Source organism: uncultured Bacteroides sp. (assembly GCF_958445495.1).
In the GTDB taxonomy this organism is placed as follows: domain Bacteria; phylum Bacteroidota; class Bacteroidia; order Bacteroidales; family Bacteroidaceae; genus Bacteroides.
The window spans coordinates 24198-45487 of record NZ_CAUCSQ010000025.1; the positions used below are offsets into that span (position 1 = coordinate 24198).

At 45.8% G+C, this 21290-nt stretch carries 18 protein-coding genes and 1 pseudogene; 13 read left to right on the forward strand and 6 right to left on the reverse strand.

What is annotated here, in order from left to right; translation table 11 throughout:
• Positions 1-45 precede the first annotated feature (45 nt).
• From Q5076_RS10195 to Q5076_RS10205, 3 genes are all read right to left on the reverse strand, one after another.
• Positions 46-810 carry a biotin--[acetyl-CoA-carboxylase] ligase gene (locus Q5076_RS10195; RefSeq protein WP_303012924.1) on the reverse strand — a complete coding sequence of 255 codons (765 nt, stop codon included), beginning with the start codon at positions 808-810 and terminating at the stop codon, positions 46-48.
• Complete coding sequence (locus Q5076_RS10200; RefSeq protein WP_303012926.1) at positions 794-1150, reverse strand: MmcQ/YjbR family DNA-binding protein; 357 nt, start codon at positions 1148-1150, stop codon at positions 794-796. Before Q5076_RS10200 ends, Q5076_RS10195 begins: the two co-directional genes overlap by 17 nt.
• 88 nt (positions 1151-1238) lie before the next feature.
• Positions 1239-1604: a YraN family protein gene (locus tag Q5076_RS10205; RefSeq protein WP_303012927.1), complete on the reverse strand. Its 366-nt coding sequence runs from the start codon at positions 1602-1604 to the stop codon at positions 1239-1241.
• Positions 1605-1671: 67 nt separating this feature from the next.
• Here Q5076_RS10205 and Q5076_RS10210 point away from each other — a divergent pair, with 67 nt between their 5' ends.
• A complete protein-coding gene (locus tag Q5076_RS10210) occupies positions 1672-1905 on the forward strand; it encodes a hypothetical protein (protein ID WP_303012929.1) in 234 nt (77 codons plus the stop codon).
• A 4-nt stretch (positions 1906-1909) separates the two neighbouring features.
• On the forward strand, positions 1910-2347 hold the full coding sequence (locus tag Q5076_RS10215) for a nucleoside deaminase (RefSeq protein ID WP_303012930.1): 438 nt from the start codon (positions 1910-1912) through the stop codon (positions 2345-2347).
• Positions 2348-2350: 3 nt separating this feature from the next.
• Here the strand turns inward: Q5076_RS10215 and Q5076_RS10220 are convergent, their stop codons facing one another.
• The 3 genes from Q5076_RS10220 to Q5076_RS10230 all read right to left on the reverse strand — a co-directional run bounded on the left by Q5076_RS10220 (position 2351) and on the right by Q5076_RS10230 (position 4114).
• Positions 2351-2644: a DUF4834 family protein gene (locus Q5076_RS10220; protein ID WP_303012932.1), complete on the reverse strand. Its 294-nt coding sequence runs from the start codon at positions 2642-2644 to the stop codon at positions 2351-2353.
• A gap of 68 nt (positions 2645-2712) precedes the next feature.
• Positions 2713-3417, reverse strand: a complete 705-nt coding sequence (gene pssA, locus Q5076_RS10225) for a CDP-diacylglycerol--serine O-phosphatidyltransferase (protein WP_303012934.1) — start codon at positions 3415-3417, stop codon at positions 2713-2715.
• A gap of 10 nt (positions 3418-3427) precedes the next feature.
• Positions 3428-4114: a phosphatidylserine decarboxylase family protein gene (locus tag Q5076_RS10230; protein ID WP_303012936.1), complete on the reverse strand. Its 687-nt coding sequence runs from the start codon at positions 4112-4114 to the stop codon at positions 3428-3430.
• A 160-nt stretch (positions 4115-4274) separates the two neighbouring features.
• Here Q5076_RS10230 and dnaE point away from each other — a divergent pair, with 160 nt between their 5' ends.
• The 11 genes and pseudogenes from dnaE (at position 4275) to wecB (ending at position 21263) form a co-directional block, all read left to right on the forward strand.
• On the forward strand, positions 4275-8081 hold the full coding sequence (dnaE, locus tag Q5076_RS10235) for a DNA polymerase III subunit alpha (RefSeq protein WP_303012938.1): 3807 nt from the start codon (positions 4275-4277) through the stop codon (positions 8079-8081).
• Positions 8082-8805: 724 nt separating this feature from the next.
• Positions 8806-10014: a site-specific integrase gene (locus tag Q5076_RS10240; RefSeq protein ID WP_303012939.1), complete on the forward strand. Its 1209-nt coding sequence runs from the start codon at positions 8806-8808 to the stop codon at positions 10012-10014.
• A 729-nt stretch (positions 10015-10743) separates the two neighbouring features.
• Positions 10744-11295, forward strand: coding sequence for a UpxY family transcription antiterminator (locus Q5076_RS10245; protein WP_303012941.1), 552 nt, complete (start codon positions 10744-10746; stop codon positions 11293-11295).
• A gap of 104 nt (positions 11296-11399) precedes the next feature.
• Positions 11400-13325 (forward strand): nucleoside-diphosphate sugar epimerase/dehydratase, encoded by a 1926-nt coding sequence (locus Q5076_RS10250; protein ID WP_303012943.1) that lies wholly within the window; start codon positions 11400-11402, stop codon positions 13323-13325.
• A 16-nt stretch (positions 13326-13341) separates the two neighbouring features.
• Positions 13342-14178, forward strand: a complete 837-nt coding sequence (locus Q5076_RS10255; RefSeq protein ID WP_303012944.1) for a polysaccharide biosynthesis/export family protein — start codon at positions 13342-13344, stop codon at positions 14176-14178.
• A gap of 9 nt (positions 14179-14187) precedes the next feature.
• Positions 14188-16620 carry a polysaccharide biosynthesis tyrosine autokinase gene (locus Q5076_RS10260; RefSeq protein ID WP_303012945.1) on the forward strand — a complete coding sequence of 811 codons (2433 nt, stop codon included), beginning with the start codon at positions 14188-14190 and terminating at the stop codon, positions 16618-16620.
• 86 nt (positions 16621-16706) lie between these two features.
• Positions 16707-17060 (forward strand): annotated as a pseudogene (locus Q5076_RS10265) (UDP-glucose 6-dehydrogenase); the annotation flags it as partial.
• 2 nt (positions 17061-17062) lie between these two features.
• Positions 17063-18127, forward strand: a complete 1065-nt coding sequence (locus Q5076_RS10270) for an NAD-dependent epimerase/dehydratase family protein (protein WP_303012946.1) — start codon at positions 17063-17065, stop codon at positions 18125-18127.
• Between the two features lie 81 nt (positions 18128-18208).
• On the forward strand, positions 18209-19258 hold the full coding sequence (locus tag Q5076_RS10275) for a polysaccharide biosynthesis protein (protein WP_303012948.1): 1050 nt from the start codon (positions 18209-18211) through the stop codon (positions 19256-19258).
• Between the two features lie 14 nt (positions 19259-19272).
• Positions 19273-20127 (forward strand): sugar nucleotide-binding protein, encoded by an 855-nt coding sequence (locus Q5076_RS10280; protein ID WP_303012949.1) that lies wholly within the window; start codon positions 19273-19275, stop codon positions 20125-20127.
• An 8-nt stretch (positions 20128-20135) separates the two neighbouring features.
• Positions 20136-21263: a non-hydrolyzing UDP-N-acetylglucosamine 2-epimerase gene (gene wecB / locus Q5076_RS10285; protein WP_303012950.1), complete on the forward strand. Its 1128-nt coding sequence runs from the start codon at positions 20136-20138 to the stop codon at positions 21261-21263.
• Positions 21264-21290 lie beyond the last annotated feature (27 nt).

Sequence of the window (21290 nt, forward strand, 5' to 3'; positions counted from 1 at the left end):
ACATTTGCTTCAAAGATAGTGCATTTTTGCCGGTTCGCGAGTAATTTATTCCGGAATATATTCCACTTCTTTGAACATATAACCTCTCCGGGCATGTGTCTCGTCTTCCAAAATGAGCCTTCCCTCAGGCTCTACGCAAACAATCCGCGCCAAGAATTCTCCGCCGGCATCTTTATACTTGTGCATCCCTTCTTTTCTGAAAAGGGATTTTTCATATCGGCATATGATTGTTTCCGCATCGTTTGGGGAGAGGGAGAGGAGTTTATAATAGGACCGGATACGGAGCATTGTGTTTTTTAGTAATTCAAGCATGTCGTATTGTTGTCCTGTAATTTGTTTGAGGGACACGGGATTGGGGGCGGAGCTATAAAAGGCTTCTTGATTGACGTTGATTCCTATCCCGGCGATACTTTGGCTGATGTATCGTCCTGTCAGGTCGTTCTCTATCAGTATCCCGCATATCTTCCGGTCTTTCCAATAAATGTCGTTCGGCCATTTTATCGAGATATTGCCGGCATAGGTCTCTAATTCTTCTTTGATGGCTAAAGAGATTATACGGGAAAGCTGGAATTGCAGCCTCGCTTCTATGAATCGGGGAAAAAGCACGAAACTGAAAAGAAGGTTCTTGCCGGGCGCCGCTTCCCACGAGTTCCCGCGCTGGCCTCGTCCGGCTGTCTGGAAATCCGTGACTACGGTGGTGAACTCTTCTACTTGTTGTTGCCGGCAAAGTGCCTGCAAATAGTTGTTGGTGGAGTTCGTCTCATGAATGCGTATCAGAGGTACGGGAAATGTATCAGGGGAGGGCGTCATATTCTGCACGTAACTTTTTAGTGAATTTCTTGATTACTTCATTGTAGGAGTGGTCGATGAGTTCTTTCAGGAACTTGTCATCTATGTCGCTGTCGAAACGGACGCTGTTCCAGTATTTCTTATTGAAGTGGTAAGCTCCTTCGATACCGGAATAATGTTCGCGTAATTCAACTGCTTTTTCCGGGTCGCATTTTAAAGTGATACGGTCCGCTTGTTCCAAGTCGATGAGAGCGAACATTTTATTCATGACTTTCATGACGAGTGACACGTCGTCAAAAGGGAACGATTCGGTGACTCCTTTCTTGCTAAGGCAGTATTCTCTGGCTGTTTCTACGTTCATACCGGTTGATTGTAAGTTTGGAGGCCGGCTGTATAATGATTCCCGGAACCGGTGGAAGGCATGCGGCTCCCGCCCTCTGGAATCCGTATTAGAATAAAGGGGGAAAAAACGCTTCTTCCATGTGCTCAATCTTGAAGTCTTCATTGTCGCCTATCACGGTAATAATGTCAAAGCGTACCGGAATGTCGATTTGGAATATCTTCATGTAGGTGTCTGCCGCACGGACGGTACGTTTGACTTTCGCCAGGTTGACGGCGTCTTCCGGCCGGGCGAATTCCGTGTTGCTGCGGGTTTTTACTTCCGCGACAACCAGTTCCTTGCCGTTGGTCGCTATGATGTCCAGTTCAAGATGTCCTTTGCGCCAATTCCGGTGGCAGATGGAGTACCCTTTTTCTTCAAGGTGGAGTACGGCGGCATTTTCGCCGGCTTTCCCTAAATCATTATGTTTGGCCATCTTTTTTTGCAAATTTACAGTTTTTATTCTTTGTTTTTACAGAAGGAAAAGTAATTTTGCAGGAAATATGGGAAAAAGAAGTAAAAAAAGTCTGAAAATGCACGCCGACTGCCCGAAACGGGAGCGGCGGATGAGCATTTTATTAAGCGATGACGAACAGCGGATTGTCAATCGTTATCTTGATAAGTACAAGATAACGAATAAGTCACGTTGGCTTCGCGAGACGATTCTCATGTTTATTCATAAGAACATGGAAGAGGATTATCCCACTCTTTTCGGAGAACACGATATGAGACGATAGCATTATGTTGGACGATATTTATTTTATGAAACAGGCCTTGCTGGAGGCTGAAAAGGCTGCCGAACGGGGAGAAGTGCCTGTGGGGGCTGTCATTGTCTGTAAGGAGCGGATTATTGCGCGTGCTCATAATCTCACGGAGACATTGAATGATGTGACGGCTCATGCTGAAATGCAGGCCATCACTGCGGCTGCCAATGTGCTTGGGGGCAAATATCTGAATGAGTGTACCTTGTATGTGACTGTCGAACCGTGTGTGATGTGCGCCGGAGCCATTGCCTGGGCACAGATGGGAAAACTCGTATTTGGCGCGGGGGATGAGAAACGCGGCTACAGGAAGTATGCGGCAGGGGCCTTGCATCCTAAGACGGCGGTTGTCGAAGGAGTGATGGCGGATGAATGCGCCGCGTTTATGAAACGTTTTTTTATGGCGAAACGAAAATAGGGGTTACTCTTTGATTTCTTCAAAGTCTACGTATTCACCGTCTTCTTTGGTGAATATTTTTTTGTGTTTTCTTGCCGGAACGTTTTCTGTGAATATTTCTTCTTCATCATCATTGTTGTTGAAATGACGGGACTCCCGGTTGTCTTGCCGGTCTGCATGCCTTCCGGATTGTCCTGGATGGGGCGATGACGAATGGCGTCCTATTCCGAAGATGCTCCTTAACAGGAACCCGACAATGGAAAGGCCGAATATGACAATGGCGATGATGAAAAGGAATATGAATAAAAGTATATGCATTGGGCTATGTTTTTAATGTAACTTCAATAAAACTCATAGTACAACAAACGTGCCAAAAGATTGTTTATTTATTTTTTTCTTGTAAAAAGTGATAGCAGGATATACCATACGATGATGGCTGCAAAGCCGGTGATTCCCAAAAACGCAAGAAAAGGAATGCAGACAATCAGGAATATGAAACTGATTTTGTTGTCTTTCCACGAAAGATTCTTGAATTTTAGAGAGAACATCGGTATTTCGGATACCAGTAATCCTGAAAACAGGCATACCAATAGGAGAAGACAGACCGGATGGAAGTTCCCGGAAACCAGGAAATCATGCGCTCCGGTCACCAAAGAACCCCAGAACAGGGCGTTTGCGGGAACCGGAAGTCCGATGAAAGAGCTTGTCTGGCGTGTATCGTTGTTGAACTTCGCCAGTCGCAATGCGGAGAAGACCGAGAGCAGAAACGCTGCGTAGGGCAGATAAGAAGCAAACGGTTCCATGCCTGCCGGATAGTGCATCTCTTTGAACAGCGAGAATACGATGAGCGAAGGGGCTACGCCGAAACTGACATCGTCTGCAAGGGAATCCAAATCCTTGCCGATAACGGAATGTGCATTGAGGGCGCGTGCCAGCAGCCCGTCGAAAAAATCAAATACGGCGCTTAGGACGATAAAGGATAAAGCCAGTTCGTATCTGGCTTCGAAAGCCATCACGCAAGCTATACAACCGGAAAAAAGGTTTAGGCAGGTTACTGTATTCGGAATATTGTTTTTGATAACGTTTGTCATTGCGACCGAATTATTTAAGTTTGGCGATAACCGTCTGGTTACCGGTCGTTAATTGTCCCATAGTGACACAGACTTCCGTGCCGACGGGCAGATATACGTCCACCCGGGAACCGAACTTGATGAATCCCATGTGTTCGTCGATATAACATTCTTCTCCCACTTCCGCATAGGTGACGATACGGCGTGCTACGGCCCCGGCAATCTGGCGGGTCAATATCTCTACTCCTTCCGGGGTTTCGATTACGACTGTGGAACGTTCGTTTTCCGTACTGGCTTTCGGCAACCAGGCTTTCATGAAATTACCGTTATGATGGGCAACTTTCTTGATTGTACCGTCTACCGGATACCAGTTGGCATGCACGTTCACGATACTCATGAAAATTGAAATCATTAACCGTCGGTCATGAAAATATTCGTTTTCATCCACTTCTTCGATGACTACGATTTTTCCGTCAGCAGGAGCAACTACGATTTTCTCGGTGTCCTTTCCGAAAAGACGAATCGGGCAACGGAAGAAATTCACCATTAGCAGATAAACTGCGATACTGGCTACTGCTACCACATAAAAGGGTATTTTGCAATCGATTCCCCAGTAGAGAGCGGCGTTAATCGATAGCAATAGCAAAAAGCTACCCCATAGTATATGTGTGCCTTCGCGGTGAATACGTATCTTTTTTAATTTTTTTAGTCGACCCATGAATGCTGTTTAATGATATTGCCTGCAAAAATATACTTAATTTAAAAAATCAGCAAGTAAATCAGCATAGAAATACGAATGTTGATAACTTTTTGAAGATTATTTTTGTTAATCGCGTGAGAGGTCGTAATTTTATGCCATCAAATAAAGACTTATCATTATGCAGGATTTCGTTCATTTGCACGTTCATACCCAGTATTCTCTTTTGGACGGCCAGGCCAGCGTGGCTCGTCTGGTCGATAAGGCCATGCAGAACGGTATGAAAGGTATTGCCATAACCGACCATGGAAATATGTTCGGCATCAAGGAATTTACGAACTACGTCAACAAGAAGAACAGCGGTCCGAGAGGGGAAATCAAAGACCTGAAAAAGCGGATAGCGGGAATTGAGGCGGGCACTGTCGAGTGCGGGGATAAGGAAGCGGAGATTGCTGCCTGTAATGCTAAGATTGCAGAGGCTGAGAATAAGCTGTTCAAACCGATTATCGGTTGTGAAATGTATGTCGCCCGTCGTACGATGGACCTTAAAGAAGGAAAACAGGACCAGAGCGGATATCACCTCATTGTGCTGGCGAAAAATGAAAAAGGATACCATAATCTGATTAAGTTGGTGTCGCATGCGTGGACGCGGGGCTATTATATGCGTCCGCGTACCGACCGCAGCGAACTGGAAAAATATCACGAAGGGCTTATTATCTGTTCGGCGTGTCTCGGCGGCGAGGTCCCGAAACGGATTACTGCCGGACAGTTTGCGGAAGCTGAAGAGGCGATACAATGGTATAAGAATCTGTTTGGCGATGACTATTATCTGGAGTTGCAACGTCATAAAGCGACCGTTCCCCGTGCCAATCACGAGTGTTATCCGTTGCAGGTGAATGTGAACAAGCACCTGATAGAGTATGCCAAGAAATTCGATATCAAGCTGATTTGCACGAATGACGTCCATTTTGTGGATGAGGAAAATGCGGAAGCGCACGACCGTTTGATTTGTCTGAGTACCGGTAAGGATTTGGAAGACCCTACCCGTATGCTTTATACCAAACAGGAATGGATGAAGACGCGCGAGGAGATGAACGAGCTTTTTGCCGATGTGCCTGAGGCGTTGAGCAATACGCTGGAGATTCTTGACAAGGTGGAATATTATTCCATCGACCATGCGCCTATCATGCCTACTTTTGCCATTCCTGAGGAGTTCGGAACGGAGGAGGCTTATCGGGCGAAGTTTACGGAAAAAGACTTGTTTGACGAGTTTACCCAGGATGAACACGGCAATGTGGTGTTGAGTGAAGAGGATGCGAAGGCGAAAATCAAACGCCTGGGCGGTTATGATAAACTCTATCGTATCAAGCTGGAAGGGGATTATCTTGCGAAGCTGGCTTTTGACGGGGCGAAAAGTATTTATGGCGACCCGCTTTCCGAAGAGGTGAAGGAACGTCTCAATTTTGAGCTGTACATCATGAAAACGATGGGTTTCCCCGGATACTTTTTGATTGTGCAGGACTTTATCAATGCGGCGCGTAAGGAACTGGGGGTATCGGTGGGGCCGGGACGCGGTTCGGCTGCCGGTTCGGCAGTGGCTTATTGTCTGGGGATTACGAAGATTGACCCGATTCAGTATGATTTGCTGTTCGAGCGTTTCCTGAATCCGGACCGTATCTCATTGCCTGATATTGATGTGGACTTCGATGACGACGGCCGGGGCGAGGTGCTCCGTTGGGTAACGAACAAGTACGGGCAGGAAAAGGTGGCCCATATCATTACTTACGGCACTATGGCGACGAAGATGGCTATCAAGGACGTGGCACGGGTACAGAAGTTGCCGTTGTCCGAATCCGACCGCCTGTGCAAGCTGGTTCCCGATAAGATTCCCGACAAGAAATTGAACTTGCCGAATGCCATTGCGTATGTGCCGGAGTTACAGGCTGCCGAAGCTTCTTCGGACCCCTTGCTGCACGACACGATTAAATATGCCAAAATGCTCGAAGGCAATGTGCGCGGTACGGGTGTGCATGCCTGTGGCACGATTATTTGCCGTGACGATATTACCGACTGGGTTCCCGTAAGTACCGCCGATGATAAGGAAACGGGTGAAAAAATGCTGGTGACCCAGTATGAAGGTTCGGTAATCGAGGACACGGGATTGATTAAGATGGACTTTCTCGGTCTGAAAACTCTTTCCATTATTAAGGAGGCGGTAGAGAATATCCGCTTGAGCCGTAATGTGGAGATAGACGTAGACCAGATAGATATTAACGACCCGGCTACTTATAAGTTATACAGTGACGGGCGCACGGTCGGGACATTCCAGTTTGAATCTGCCGGTATGCAGAAGTACTTGCGCGAATTGCAGCCTTCTACTTTTGAGGATTTGATTGCCATGAATGCCCTCTACCGTCCGGGACCGATGGATTATATTCCTGATTTTATCGACCGCAAGCACGGACGTAAGCCGATTGAATACGATATTCCGATAATGGAGAAGTATTTGAAGGATACGTATGGCATTACTGTGTATCAGGAGCAGGTGATGCTTTTGTCGCGTTTGCTGGCGGACTTTACACGTGGCGAGTCCGACGCCCTCCGGAAGGCAATGGGTAAAAAACTGCGCGATAAGCTGGACCACATGAAACCTAAATTCATTGAGGGCGGGCGGAAAAACGGGCATGACCCGAAAGTCCTTGAAAAGATATGGACGGACTGGGAGAAATTCGCCTCTTACGCTTTCAATAAGTCACACGCTACCTGTTATTCGTGGGTGGCTTATCAGACAGCTTATCTCAAGGCGAATTATCCTTCCGAGTATATGGCAGCCGTAATGAGCCGAAGCTTGTCGAATATTACGGATATCACGAAGTTGATGGACGAGTGTAAGGCAATGGGGATTCTGACGTTGGGGCCGGATGTCAATGAAAGTAACTTGAAGTTTACGGTGAACCATGACGGGAATATCCGTTTCGGGCTTGGAGCCGTGAAAGGGGTAGGCGAGGCTGCCGTACAGAGTATTGTGGAGGAACGCAGGAAAAACGGTCCTTTCCGCGGAATCTTTGATTTTGTGCAGCGTGTCAATCTGAATGCCTGCAATAAGAAGAATATGGAATGTCTGGCGCTGGCGGGAGGATTCGACAGTTTCCCGGAATTGAAGCGGGAACAGTATTTTGCCGTGAATTCCAAAGGGGAAGTATTCTTGGAAACGTTAATGAAGTATGGCAACCGGTATCAGGTCGATAAGGCTGCTGCCGTCAATTCGTTGTTCGGGGGTGAGAATATAATTGATGTCGCTACTCCTGAGATACCCCAGGGGGTGGAACGCTGGAATGCTCTTGAGCGTTTGAACAAGGAACGTGATTTGGTAGGTATCTATCTTTCCGCTCATCCGCTGGATGAATTTTCCATTGTCCTGGAGCATGTATGTAATACACGCATGTCGGAACTGGAGGATAAGGCTGCTTTGGCCGGACGTGAAATTACAATGGGGGGAATTGTTACGGGTGTTCGCCGTGGAGTCAGCAAGAATGGAAATCCGTATGGCATCGCTAAGATTGAAGATTATTCCGGTTCCGCCGAGATTCCGTTCTGGGGGAATGACTGGGTGACTTATCAGGGGTATCTCAATGAAGGGATGTTCTTGTATATTAAAGCCCGCTGCCAGGCGAAACAGTGGAGGCAAGACGAATTGGAGGTCAAAATCACTTCGATGGAACTTCTTCCCGATGTAAAGGACGAGTTGATACGGAAGATTACGATTATCATCCCTTTGTCGGTGTTGAATACGGCCCTGATTACCGAATTGGCGACATTGACAAAGAAACATCCCGGCAATACGGAGCTTTATTTTAAGGTGACGGATGATGCGGATAGCAGTCATATGTCGGTTGATTTGATTTCCCGTCCGGTCAGGCTTTCGGTAGGAAAAGATTTGATAACTTATTTGGAGGAACGTCCGGAATTAGGATTCCATATAAATTGATTGCAGTTGCAATAGGCGCTGATTGTCGGCAGCCTGCGGATTGTAGGATGGAGGCCTTATTTGACCGGCCCGTTTCTCTGACCGAAACAAAAGGAGGCAATTCTTTATTTTGAAGAGCTTGCCTCCTTTTTTTATTCCGGCAAAAATAACTGTAACGGCACGGTTGGGATTAGCCGGATTTTTGAATGAAGAGGAGGTAGTATTGTCATGATACTGCCTCTTTTTTTGTTTCGGCGCTTTTCCGGGGACTTATTTCCGTGGCCGCTAAAATATCTGCTGAAAAAATGCATGGGGAAGTTCGATGAAGTTGGAATAAAAATAAACGGTATGAAAAGGGTTTGCGGATTCCGGTTGTGATTTTTCTTTCGCAATAATTGTATATGAAATAATATCCATGCAAACTTTTCCCGTCGTTTACTGTTGTACACAGAAAAACGAAGTCGGATGTGTTTTGTTTTTGGCTCTTATATGCGTAAGTATTACATGGAGATATATTATTTGTTATTGGTTTGAAAGCTGTGAAAATAGAAAGACAGGTTGTCGGTTAATTGCCTGAGGAGGCTGGTTGGGAAGATGTTCCTCTGTAAAGGGTTGATGGAGAGTGAATGACGGTAATGACTGTTATAGGTTCGGATGGATACTGTTTATTCGGGCTATTCAGGATTTATGGGGGTCGTGTATTCTGTTATCCATTCCAATAAATTATTAATATATAGAAGTAATAATGGCAACAATAAAATTAAAATTCCGTGCTTCTTCCGTTGAAATGAAGGAAGGCACGCTTTTCTACCAAGTGATTCATAACCGTGTAGCAAGACAGATTCGTACCAGTTATAAAGTGTACCAGTCTGAATGGGATAATCTTCGTTCGGAGATAGTGCTGCCTCCCGGCATTGGGGAGAATCGTCGGCTCTATCTTCTTTCGGTGCAGACAGCACTGGCAAATGACATGTCCCGTCTGAGGGGTATCATTACATGGCTGGAACATACGTGCGTTTTTTATACTGCCGATAAAGTGGTGGAATTATATACTACCCAGGCAGATTGTGCCGGATTTATATCCTTTACCCGAAATTTGATTGGACAGTTGCGGCAGATTGGGAAAACACGTACTGCTGAGACCTATACGACTACACTCAACAGTTTCATGAGATTTATGAATGGTAAGGATATTTCTTTGAATGAGGTGGATTCCGGTTTTATGGTGGAATATGAGACCTGGCTGAAATCGACCGGTGTCTGTCCGAATACCACTTCTTTTTATATTCGTAATTTACGTGCCATTTACAATCGGGCGGTGGAAAAGGAGATGGTTATACAGCGTAACCCGTTCAAACATGTATATACGGGGATAGATAAGACTGTGAAACGCGCCGTGTCATTGAGGGTAATCCGCCGGATACGTGATTTGGACCTGTCATCGAATCCTTCCATGGATTTGGCAAGGAATCTCTTTATGTTTTCGTTTTATACCCGCGGAATGTCTTTTATTGACATGGCATTTTTGAAGAAGAAAGACCTTCGGAACGGCATCTTGTCCTATCGCAGGCAGAAAACGGGACAACAGTTGTTTATCAAATGGGAGAAGCCCATGCAGGAGATTGTTGATAAGTATGACACGGCGGGAACGCCTTATTTACTGCCTATCATACAAGACCCTGCAAAGGACGAGAGGCGGCAGTACAAGAATGCCGCGCATCTGGTGAATAGCCACCTGAAAAGAATCGGGAAAAGGCTCGGACTGAATATCCCGCTTACGACGTATGTTGCCAGGCATGGATGGGCCAGCATCGCCCAAAGTAAAAATATTCCTATTTCTATCATTAGCAAGGCTATGGGGCATGACTCTGAGGGGACAACCCGAATCTATCTCGCTTCTTTAGATACTTCTATAGTGGATAAAGCCAACAGCATCATATTGAAATCCCTCTAATCGGTTTCTCTTTTCATTTCATAGACTGCCAAGTGCCGATTGCTTTGCAGTTTATGACTTGCACCTCCCGGCTAATCCCACTATGAATTTGCAGTTTTTCTGATAGTATTTGCAAATATGTGCTTTCAATGAAAGTGTTCTGATAAAGCGCTGTTCCTTGTTTTGAGGGAAAAGAGGCCATATCGCTTAGCTCTATTTTGCCTTGTTCCGAAACCCTTTATTCTTTTGATTGATGTCCGGTTTCTGAAAAAGTTGAGCATCGGGGTACTATTTCCGGCCGGACCCTTTTATAAAGGAAAAGTAAATTATAAAGAAGCGTGAAGTTTGCGTAGGGACTGAAAAACTCTCTTCGTAAGAGAAGTATTAACGCTGCAAAAGTACGTAATTTATTGAATACAAAAGCATAAAAGCAACATTTTTTTTAAAGCATGTTTCTGCCTGGAAAAAAGTTCGCTTAACACAAGTTGAGTGAAACCGGTTATAGGCAAAATACAACCTGTTTGTTTATCAATAAATTAGGCTAATCATAATTTACTATCACTTCTCTTACGAAGAGAAATATCAGAATCAGACTGTAAATAGGGGGTTGAAAGTATCTTGTATGGTGGAGATGAAGGAATGCGATAATAATGGGGAGAAATCTCTAACTTTTGCGGATTTGGGTTGTAACTGCTTGATATATAATGAATTTTGTATTCAAGCAGGATTAGAAGATTTATACAGAACTGTATGACGGCATCTGCAGAAATCGAGGAAAAGAAGTGTTGGTATGTGATGCGTGACCTTAAACGCCCCAATGCCAAATTACCTGCTTATAAACAACTCGGTGATGAGTCTATAGAAGTGTTTACTCCTATGAGGTGGCATCTGGCGTTGAAAAACGGCAAACGTGTACGGGAGAAAGTGCCGTTTATACGGGATTTGCTTTTTGTTCATGCCACGCAGGAGGTTATTCATCCGCTTGTTCGTAAAATTCCGACCCTTCAATACCGTTATCTGAAGGGGGGCGGTTATTGCCGGCCTATGATTGTTGCCGATTGGGATATGGAGCGTTTTATACACGCTGTCAAAAGTTCGGAAAATCCCAGATATTATTTGCCTGAAGAGGTAAGCGATGTTATGTGCGGCCGCATGATTCGTATCATCGGCGGTCCTTTTGAGGGCTATGAAGGCCGTTTGCTCACTACCCGCGGTTCTAAGGTGAAACGCCTGCTTGTCGAATTGCCTAATTTCTTTTGGGTGGGTGTGGAAGTCAGCCCGGATTTGATAGAGATATTATAGCTCCATCCGGTGAAATTCAAAGTGAGGACGTTTAAACCGCTACCGGCAAGTATCAATCGGACCGATTGATTTTCGGATTTTAATTTTAGCTTGTTTATACTGCAATGGAAAAGACATTGAAGGGCATTGCCCTGTATGCCCGTAAGAATTATTTCAGTTATTGGATAGTGTTGGGTATTGACACTTTTATTTCTGTTGCATGTTCTTTGTCGGCATACCTTGTCATTCATTATATGACGGATTTGCCGATGGGTGGCTGGAGCCTGTTCCGGCTCGTTTGCTGTTCATTGTCCGCCAGCCTGGGCGGTGCCTTACTGTTCCGCACTTACCGCAATACGATTCGTTTCTCACAGGCACGTGAGCTTTGGCGCATCATCTGTGCTGTCCTGTTTAAGGTGCTTTGTCTGTGGCTTTTTTCTTATATGGTTGTCTCCGGTCCGCTATTGGAGGATAATCACCGGACTGTCTGCTATTTGTTTGACGGTCTGCTTACTTTAGTGGCATTGACGGTTTTCCGTGTGGTGCTGATTCTTGCCTACGACACTCTGCTCGACTGGATGAACAAGAAAAACACCCGTATCTTGATTTATGGCATCGATGAAAAAAGTGTCGCTTTGAAAATCCGTTTGCGCAGCAGCCATTATAAGGTGGTAGGTTTTTACGTTTACGGCAAGAATAACCGTAACCGCCGGTTGGCTGACCTTCCTATTTATTATTTTGAGAAAAAAGAGGATATCGCCTATATCATGCGCCGGCGCGGCATTTGCGGCATCCTGTTCGCCCGTTACGAAGATACCCGTTTGGAAGAGGACCGTCTGTTGGAATATTGTAAGGCGAATTCCCTCAAGACCTTGATAGCGCCCAACATTAGCGAGGCGGATGTCGGCGGCAATTTTCATCAGTGGGTGCGCCCTATCAGGATAGAGGATTTGTTGGGACGTGCGGAAATCGACATCAATCTCAGCCAGGTGGCTGAGGAATTCAATGGCAAGATTGTGCTGGTCACCGGGGCGGCCGGTAGTATCGGCAGCGAGCTTTGCCGGCAATTGGTGCAATTGGGAGTCCGGAAACTCATCATGTTTGATTCGGCAGAGACTCCGCTGCATAATGTCCGTTTGGAATTTGAGAAAAACTATCCCGGCATTGATTTTATTCCTGTCATTGGCGATGTACGGGTAAAAGAACGTGTGCGCATGGTATTTGAGTTTTATCATCCTCAAATCGTTTTTCATGCTGCTGCTTACAAGCATGTGCCTCTGATGGAAGAGAATCCTTGCGAAGCGGTTTTGGTGAATGTCACGGGGTCTTGCCAGGTTGCCGATATGGCAGTGGAATATGGTGCGGAAAAGATGATTATGGTTTCTACCGACAAAGCCGTGAATCCGACCAATGTGATGGGATGTTCCAAGCGTTTGGCTGAAATCTATGTACAGAGTTTGGGTTGCGCCATCCGTGAAGGAAAAGTGAAAGGCCATACCAAGTTCATTACTACCCGTTTTGGCAATGTATTAGGCAGTAACGGTTCGGTTATTCCCCGTTTCAAGGAACAAATAGAGGATGGCGGTCCCGTCACTGTCACTCATCCCGATATTATCCGTTTCTTCATGACTATTCCCGAAGCCTGCCGTCTGGTAATGGAAGCTGCCGCGATGGGAGAAGGGAATGAAATCTTTGTTTTCGAGATGGGAAAAGCCGTGAAGATTGCCGATTTGGCTGCCCGTATGATAGAGTTGGCGGGTTATCGTCCGGATGAAGACATCAAGATTGAGTTTACGGGCCTGCGTCCGGGTGAAAAACTTTATGAGGAGGTGTTGAGTGATAAGGAGAATATGATTCCGACGGAGAATGAGAAAATCATGATTGCCAAGGTCCGCCGATATGAATATGCCGATATACTTGGCACTTATACGGAGTTTGAAAGGTTATCGCGTACGGTAAAGGTGATGGATACTGTACGGTTGATGAAGAAAGTTGTGCCTGAGTTTAAATCGAAGAACTCTCCGAAGTTTGAGGTACTGGACGAAGAATAATAAATAGAGTAATTTTATGGATAAATCATTTTACATGTATATGAGTGTACAAAGTTGGGGGCGAAATGTGATTGCCTGCCTGGCGGCGGTATTCCTGTTCGCTTCCTGCCAGTCGTATAAAAAGGTTCCTTACTTGCAAAACGGGGAAGCGGTGGAACAGGCGGTTCAACAGGAAAATCTGTATGATGCCAGAATAATGCCGAAGGACTTGCTCACTATTGCGGTTTCGTGTACCAGTCCGGAATTGGCGGTTCCGTTCAATCTGACGGTAGCCAGTCCTGCCACTGTGGCGACTGCCGGACGTACGCAGTTGACTGTCCAGCCGGTTTTGCAACCTTATCTGGTGGATAATGAAGGAAAAGTTAATTTTCCTGTTTTGGGCAAATTGAAGGTCGGAGGATTGACGAAGAGGCAGGCTGAACAACTGATAGTGGACAAGCTGAAACCTTATATCAAAGAAACCCCGATAGTCACTGTGTGTATGGTGAACTACAAAATTTCCGTATTGGGAGAAGTTACCCGTCCCGGCACATTCACTATCAGCAATGAAAAAGTGAATCTGCTGGAGGCTTTGGCGATGGCAGGCGACATGACTGTTTGGGGAGTCCGTGACAATGTGAAACTGATTCGTGAAGATGCCGGCGGCAAACAGGAGATTGTGACACTGGACTTGAATAAGGCGGAGACAATCCTTTCCCCTTATTATTGGTTACAGCAGAATGACATTGTTTATGTGACTCCGAATAAGGCGAAAGCGCGTAATTCGGATATCGGTAACAGTACGAGCCTTTGGTTCTCTGCGACTTCTATTTTAGTGTCGCTGGCAAGCTTATTAGTAACCATTTTCAAATAGCAGCACCGTATGATTGAGGAAAAAAAAGAAAGACATGGAGAGCAGTCCGAAGAGAGTGCGAATTTTCAGGAAATCCTTTTCCGCCATCTGATTCATTGGCCGTGGTTTGTCGTTTCGGTGATTATTTGCGTCGCTTTGGCATGGGGATATCTGCGTGTGGCAACACCGGTTTACAATATTTCCGCTACTGTTCTGATAAAGGATGAGAAAAAGGGGGGTGGCGCAAGCATGTCTTCCGAATTGGAGAAAATGGGGTTGGACGGTTTTGTCTCTTCCTCAAATAACGTGGATAATGAGATGGAAGTCTTGCGTTCTAAATCATTGGCAAGAGAGGCTGTCAATCATTTAGGGTTGTTTGTGGCTTATAAGGATGAAGATGAATTTCCGAGCAGGGAGTTATACCGTACTTCTCCCGTCCTGGTAAGTCTGACTCCCCAAGAAGCGGACGAGCTTCCGCACACTATGGAGGTGAACATGAGTTTACAGCCTACGGGTGCGATGGAGGTGCAGATTACCGTGGGAGAAAAAGAGTATCGGAAAAAGTTTGAGAAATTGCCTGCGGTATTCCCTACTGATGAAGGAACGGTCGCCTTTTTTGCGAATGCCGACACAACGGCGTCTGTCTGTCCGGAGGACATGGGTAAAGAACGGCATATTACGGCTTTGATTAACAGGCCTCTTTCCGTGGCGAAAGGGTATATTAATTCCTTGTCGATAGCTCCCACGTCAAAGATGACTTCTGTGGTAGTCATCTCATTGAAGAATTCGAATATCCAGCGTGGTAAGGATTTTATCAATAAGCTGCTTGAAATGTATAACATCAATGCCAATAACGATAAGAATGAAGTGGCCCAGAAAACGGCGGAATTTATCAATGAACGTATCGGCATTATCTCAAAGGAGCTCGGCAGTACGGAAGAGGATTTGGAGAATTTCAAACGCAGTGCGGGGATTACGGATTTGAGCAGTGAGGCTCAAATCGCATTGACGGGTAATGCGGAATATGAAAAGAAACGTGTGGAGAATCAAACCCAAATCAATCTGGTGACGGACTTGCAGCGTTATATGAAAGGTAATGAATACGAGGTTCTTCCGAGTAATATCGGATTACAGGATGCGGCATCGGCGGGTGCGATAGACAGATATAATCAAATGTTGGTTGAAAGAAAGCGCCTGTTGCGCACTTCAACGGAGAATAATCCGGCAATTGTCAATTTGGATACCAGTATCCGGGCTATGAGGACTAACGTGAAGGCTACATTGGATGCTACGTTGAAAGGATTGCAGATTACAAAAGAAGATTTGGCCCGTGAGGCAAATCGTTATTCGCGGCGTATCAATGATGCGCCTACCCAGGAACGCCAGTTTGTCAGTATCGCCCGGCAGCAGGAAATTAAGGTGGGGCTTTATCTGATGTTGCTTCAAAAACGTGAGGAGAATGCCATTACTTTGGCGGCTACAGCGAATAATGCCAAGATTATTGATGAGGCATTGGCCGATGACAATCCTGTTTTTCCTAAAAAAATCCTGGTTTATCTGGTTGCTTTGGTATTGGGAATGGGGCTTCCGGTAGGTATTATCTATCTGGACGGATTGACCAGATTCAAGATTGAAGGCCGTGCCGATGTTGAAAAAATGACTTCGCTTCCTGTCGTTGGCGATATTCCGTTGGCAGATGAGAAAAACGGGTCTATCGCAGTGTTTGAGAACAAGAACAACCTCATGAGCGAGACTTTCCGAAACATCCGTACCAATCTTCAGTTTATGCTTGAAAACGGAAAGAATGTGATTCTGGTGACTTCCACTGTCAGCGGTGAAGGCAAGTCGTTTGTTTCATCCAATCTGGCTATCAGTCTTTCTTTGCTCGGCAAGAAGGTGGTAATCGTCGGCCTTGATATCCGTAAGCCGGGATTGAATAAGGTATTCAATATCTCCAAGAAAGAACGCGGTATCACTCAGTTCCTGACTAATCCGGCAATGAACCTGATGGATTTGGTACAGCCTTCCGATGTAAACCGTAATCTGTATATCCTTCCCGGCGGAACTGTTCCGCCTAATCCTACGGAGTTGCTGGCACGTGACGGTTTGGAGAAAGCTATTGAAATGTTGAAGAAGAATTTTGATTATGTAATCCTCGATACTGCACCTATAGGCATGGTGACCGATACGTTGCTTGTAGGACGTACTGCTGATTTGTCCGTTTATGTTTGCCGTGCCGATTACACTCGCAGGACGGAGTTCACTTTGATTAATGAACTTTCCGAAAACAATAAGCTGCCTAATCTTTGCATTGCTATCAACGGCCTGGACTTGAATAAAAAGAAATACGGCTATTATTACGGTTATGGCAAATACGGCAAGTATTATGGCTATGGTAAACGCTACGGCTATGGTTACGGGTATGGAGAACAAATGGGGAAGAGGAAAAAGCATCAGGACTGATATGCGGAAATTTGAAGATTTAAAAATTGCCGTGGCCGGAACCGGCTATGCGGGTTTAAGCATGGCGGCCCTTTTGTCCCGACATCAATCCCGGTTTGGGTTGTGGCGGTTATTGTCTTCCGAAAGATACGAAGCAGTTGTTGGCTGATTATCAGGATGTGCCTCAAAGTATGATGACGGCTATTGTGGAGAGTAACCGTACCGGAAAGGATTTCATAGCCGACCGGGGTATCCTAAAACGTATAAAGGCGAAAGGGACAACTGTGGTGGTTTATGAACCGGCAATACGGGACGGTGAAACTTTTTTCGGCAGCCAGGTGGTGAATGATTTGGCAAAGTTTAAAGGAATGGGCCATGCTATCGTTGCCAACCGTTATGATAGCTGTTCGGACGATGTGAAAGAGAAAATCTGTACTCGTGATATTTTTCAAAGGGATTAATTATGCTGGACTATAACGTAAATTTGGAAGGCAAGACCGTTCTCGTTACAGGCGCAGCCGGTTTTATCGGCAGCAACCTGGTCAAGCGTCTTTTCCGTGATATGGGAAACATCAGGATAATAGGAATCGACAATATTACGGATTACTATGACGTAAATATTAAATATGAGCGTCTGAAAGAAATAGAGGCCCTGGACCGTAACTGGACTTTTGTCCATGCTTCCATTGCCGATAGAAAAGTCATTGAGGAGATTTTTACCGGGAATAAGATATCGGTAGTCGTGAACCTGGCAGCCCAGGCAGGAGTGCGCTATTCCATCTCCAACCCCGATGCCTATATTCAAAGCAATCTCATAGGTTTCTATAACATCCTTGAGGCATGCCGTCATCATGGAGTAGAGCATTTGGTCTATGCTTCTTCTTCGTCCGTTTACGGAAGCAATGAAAAAGTGCCGTATTCTACAGACGATAAGGTGGATAATCCGGTCTCGCTTTATGCAGCCACCAAAAAGAGCAACGAGCTGATGGCGCATGCCTACAGCAAACTTTACGACATTCCTTCCACAGGTCTCCGTTTTTTCACGGTTTATGGTCCTGCCGGCCGTCCCGATATGGCATATTTCGGTTTTACCGACAAGCTTCGTAAGGGTGAGAAAATCCGGATTTTCAACTATGGGCATTGTAAACGTGATTTCACGTATGTGGATGATGTCGTGGAAGGCATAGTCCGTGTCATGCAACATGCTCCCGAAAAGCAGAGAGGTAAAGACGGGCTGCCGGTCCCTCCCTATAAGATTTATAATATAGGCAATAATTCTCCCGAAAACCTGCTCGATTTTGTTACCGTTCTCCAGGAAGAACTTATTCGGGCGAATGTCCTTTCACCGGATTATGATTTTGAGACTCACAAAGAACTTGTTCCGATGCAGCCGGGAGATGTGCCTGTCACCTATGCCGATACGGCTCCGTTGGAAGAGGACTTCGGGTTTAAGCCGTTGACCAGTCTTCGCACGGGCCTCCGTCTTTTTGCGGAGTGGTATGCGAGATATTACGGAACGAATAAATGAGGTTGGGGCGGATTCCCGTGTGTATTGTGGTTGGATACTGCCGGAAGAAACTGTCACATAACAAGAATATATTAAAAAGCTATGAGCATTTTTGCGGGTAAGACCCTCATGATTACCGGTGGAACGGGTTCCTTCGGTAACGTAGTGTTGAATCGTTTTCTTCGTACCGATATCGGTGAACTCCGCATTTTCTCGCGGGATGAGAAAAAACAGGATGATATGCGCCATGAATATCAGGTCAGGTATCCTGATGTGGCAAGCAAAATCAAATTCTTTATTGGCGATGTCCGCGACCTTCAATCATGCCGCAATGCCATGCCGGGGGTAGACTATATCTTTCATGCCGCGGCTTTGAAGCAGGTTCCGAGTTGTGAATTTTTCCCGATGGAAGCGGTGAAAACCAATGTAATCGGCACGGACAACGTATTGACTGCCGCTATCGAAGCAGGTGTGGATGCCGTTATCTGCCTTTCCACCGATAAGGCTGCCTATCCTGTCAATGCAATGGGCATCAGTAAGGCAATTGAAGAGAAGATTGCCGTGGCGAAATCTCGCTATTCAGGTAAGACTAAGATTTGCTGTACACGTTATGGCAACGTGATGTGCAGCCGTGGTTCTGTTATTCCTCTTTGGATTGAACAGATTCGTAGCGGTGGTTCCATCACCCTTACCGAACCGAAGATGACACGTTTCATCATGTCTCTTGAAGAGGCAGTAGACCTTGTTGTTTTCGCTTTCGAACATGGGCAAAACGGTGATATTCTGGTACAGAAAGCCCCGGCTTGTACCATCCGGACTCAGGCAGAAGCTGTTTGTGAACTTTTCGGCGGAAAGAAGGAGAATATCAAAGTCATTGGCATCCGTCATGGCGAGAAGATGTATGAGACGCTCCTCACCAATGAGGAATGTGCCAAAGCGGAGGATATGGGCAACTTCTACCGGGTGCCTGCTGACAACCGTTCGCTTAACTATGACAAATATTTTACGGAAGGAAACAGTAAACGGGACGTGCTGACCGAATTCAATTCGAATAATACCCGGCGTTTGAGTTTGGAAGAGACAAAAGCCAAGATTGCAGCTTTGGAATATATCCAGAGGGAACTCAGGGGAGAAGGTAATTTTGTCCAGTAAATTCTGAGGTACAGATGAAAATACTCGTTTTGGGGGCCAATGGGATGGCCGGACATATCATATCGCTTTATTTTAAGGAGCAGGGGCATGATGTGACGGGTTTCACCCGCAGCCCGATTTCATATTGCAGGAATATCATCGGTGACGCCATGAAACCGGACGATATAAAGGCGGCGGTTCTCTGTGATGACCTGGATGTGGTAATAAACGCTGTCGGTGTCCTCAATCAGAATGCGGAAGACCATAAATCCGCAGCAATCATGCTCAATGGTTATCTTCCGCATTTTATGGCAGACACGTTGAAAGGCCGTAAAGTCAAACTTATTCACATGAGTACCGATTGCGTGTTTGCCGGTAATACCGGTCCTTACTATGAAGATTCTTTTCCTGACGGGAAGACTTTCTATGACCGCTCTAAGGCGATTGGTGAAATCAATGATGACAGGAACCTGACTTTTCGAAATTCCATTGTCGGGCCCGACCCTGATGAAAAGGGCACAGGGCTTTTCAATTGGTTCATGAAACAGGAAGGTCCTATCAGCGGTTTTACCGGAGCGATTTGGACGGGAGTTACGACGCTGACGCTTGCAAAAGCGATGGAACAGGCTATCAAAGAGAATCTTACGGGACTGTATAATCTTGTCAACAATGAGAGCATAAGCAAGTTTGACCTTTGTACTCTTTTCAATAAGTATTTCCGCGACGGCAAGATTATGATTAATCCGAGCGATAGACTTCAACTTGACAAGTCATTGAGGCGCCGCCGTACGGATTTCTCTTTTATTGTCCCGCCTTATGAACAGCAGGTTAAGGAGATGGCGGAATGGGTGAATGCGCATAAGGAGTTTTATCCTCATTATTTTAAATAATCGCGAGAATGAAGAAGTTGAAGTTAATGACTATTGTGGGCACGCGCCCTGAAATAATAAAGATGTCGGCAATCATCAAAAAGTCTGACAGGTATTTTGAACAGATACTTGTACATACCGGCCAGAACTACGATTATAATCTCAATGAGGTGTTCTTTAAAGACCTCGGCCTTCGTGAACCCGACTATTATTTGGACGTTGTGGGCGATAATATCGGCGAGACTATGGGCAATGTCATTTCAAAGGCCTACAATCTCATGGTGAAGGTGGCCCCTGATGCTGTTATCGTGCTTGGAGATACCAACTCCTGCCTCTCCGTCATCGCTGCCAAACGTCTTAAAATCCCTGTTTTCCATTTGGAGGCGGGAAACCGTTGCAAAGACGAGAATCTTCCCGAAGAGGTGATCCGCCGTATTGTGGATGTGACATCTGATGTGAATATGTGCTATTCGGAGCATGCCCGCCGTTACATTCTCGATTCGGGAGTGAAGCCTGAATATACTTATGTGGTAGGTTCGCCGATGGCGGAGGTGCTGAAAAACTGCCGGAAAGAGATTGATGCTTCCGATGTGCTTGCCCGCTTGGGTTTGCAACCGAAGAAATATATTCTTCTGTCCGCCCACCGTGAGGAAAACATGGATATCGAAGCCAACTTCTTCTCTTTGATGAATGCCGTCAACGTTATGGCGGAGACATACGATATGACAATCTTATATTCTTGCCATCCTCGCAGCAAAAATATGATTGAGAAGCGTGGCTTCCGGTTCGATTCCCGTGTTATTCAAAGTCAACCGCTCGGTTTTTTTGACTATAACTGTCTCCAGCAGAACGCTTTCTGTGTGGTTTCTGATTCGGGAACAGTGCCCGAAGAAGCTGCCTATTTCAGGTTTCCGGCTGTAAGCGTCCGTACTTCTACCGAACGCCCGGAAGCGATGGACAAGGGCGTGTTTATCATTGGCTCCATTACTTCGGATGCTGTGTGCCAGGCGGTTGATATGGCTGTTGAAATGTACGGTAACGGCGATGATGCTTGTGATGTTCCCGCTTATGCGGATGACAATGTTTCTACGAAGGTCGTGAAACTTATTCAGAGTTATACCGGGGTTATCGATAAGATGGTCTGGAGAAAATCCTGAAAACGATACCGGAGGCCTGTAGCGGTG